Raw genomic sequence first — 2,020 nt, forward strand, 5'->3', positions numbered from 1 at the left:
CCGGACTACATGGTGCCATCGGCGTTCGTGCGGCTGGCGGCGCTGCCGCTGACGGTGAATGGCAAGCTGGACCGCAAGGCGCTGGCTGCGCCGGACGATGAGGCGTATGCGCATCGCGCCTATGAGCTGCCGCAAGGCGAGATCGAGATCACGCTGGCACAGATCTGGGCCGAGCTTCTGGGTGTTGAGCGGGTCGGACGCCACGATCACTTCTTTGCGCTCGGCGGGCACTCGCTGCTGGCGGTGCAACTGATCGAGCGTTTGCGGCGGCGGTCGCTGGGGGTTGAGGTGCGCACGCTGTTCGCCAGGCCGGTGCTGGCCGATCAGGCCGCAAGCCTGGGCAGTCATCAGGAGGTGGCGGTCCCGGCCAATCGGATCACCGAACAGAGTACGGCGATCACGCCAGAGATGTTGCCGCTCATTGAGCTGGCGCAGGGCGAGATCGACCGGATCATCGCCACAGTGCCCGGCGGGGTCGGCAACATCCAGGACATTTATGGCTTGTCGCCGCTGCAGGACGGCATCCTGTTCCATCATCTGTTGGCGACAAAGGGCGATCCGTACCTGCTGGTATCGCAGATGGCGTTTGCCGACCGTGGCGTGTTGGACCGCTATCTTGCTGCGGTCCAGCGGGTGGTGGACCGGCACGACATTCTGCGCACCTCGTTCGTCTGGGAGGGGCTGTCGCGCCCGGCGCAGGTGGTGTGGCGCCACGCACCGCTGGAGGTGAGCGAGGTCGAGCTGGACGGGTCTGCTGGTCCTGGCGCCGCGCAGCTTAAGAATCGGTTTGATCCGCGCCAGCACCGCATCGATCTTGGCCGAGCGCCCTTGTTGCGGTTTGTGATTGCGCGCGAGCCCGGCCATGGGCGCTGGCTGCTGTTGGAGCTGCAGCATCATCTGATCGGGGATCACACCACACTGGAGGTGATGCGTGCCGAGGTCCGCGCTGTGCTGGAGGGACGCGCGCATGAGCTGACCGAGCCACAGCCGTTCCGCAACCTGGTGGCGCAGGCGCGCCTGGGCGCTGATGCCAAGGCGGATGAAGCGTTCTTCCGGGGGTGGCTGGCAGACATCGACGAGCCGAGCACGCCGTTCGGCTTGCGCGAGGTGCGCGGCGACGGCAGCGGGGTTCGAGAGGCGCAGCGGATGCTGCCGCAGCAGCTGAACGCGCGGCTGCGCAGCCAGGCGCGACGGCTGGGGGTGAGCCTGGCGAGCCTGTGCCATCTGGCCTGGGGTCAGGTGGTGGCGCGCAGCAGCGGGCGCGAGCAGGTGGTGTTCGGCACGGTGCTGTTCGGCCGCATGCATGGGGGTGCGGGTGGCGACCGCGCGATGGGGCTGTTCATCAACACGCTGCCGCTGCGGCTTGATCTTGATGGGACCGCGGTCGAGGCGAGCGTGCGAACCACGCATGCCCGGCTGGTCGAGCTGTTGGCGCACGAGCATGCCTCGCTGGCGCTGGCGCAGCGCTGCAGCGCCATTGCGGCGCCGGCGCCGCTGTTCAGCGCGCTGTTGAACTACCGCCACAACACCGCGGCGGTCGCCAGTGCAAGCGGTGACAGTCTGGTGGGCGTGGAATGGCTGGGCGGGGAGGAGCGCACCAATTATCCGCTGACCTTGTCGGTGGAGGATTTTGGCGAGGCGCTCGGGCTGACGGCGCAGGTGGCGGAGCCTATCTCTGCGGATCGGATCTGCGGCTACATGCAGCGGGCGCTCGAGCAGCTGTCGGAGGCGCTGGAGCATGCGCCGAGCACGCCGGTGCGCGAGCTGGACATCCTGTCATCCGCCGAGCGCGCGTATCTGCTGGAGGAGCTGAACCGGACGGCATCGGCCTATCCGTCGGACGTGTGCATCCACGAGCTGTTCGAGGCACAGGTTCGCCGTGCGCCGGACGCGGTGGCGGTGGTCCATGAGGAGGAGCGGCTAAGCTATCGCGAGCTGAATGCGCGGGCCAACCGCCTGGCGCATCATCTGATCGGGCTCGGGGTCAGGCCGGACCAGCCGGTGGCGATCTGCGTTGCGC

At 68.0% G+C, this 2,020-nt stretch carries 1 protein-coding gene; it reads left to right on the top strand.

All coding sequences use genetic code 11. The features are described 5' to 3' along the window. On the top strand, positions 1-2,020 hold a 2,020-nt coding region (locus tag I6F16_RS37380), incomplete at both ends, for a condensation domain-containing protein (RefSeq protein WP_225174761.1).

Source organism: Bradyrhizobium sp. IC4060 (assembly GCF_020193715.1).
Lineage (GTDB): Bacteria > Pseudomonadota > Alphaproteobacteria > Rhizobiales > Xanthobacteraceae > Bradyrhizobium > Bradyrhizobium yuanmingense.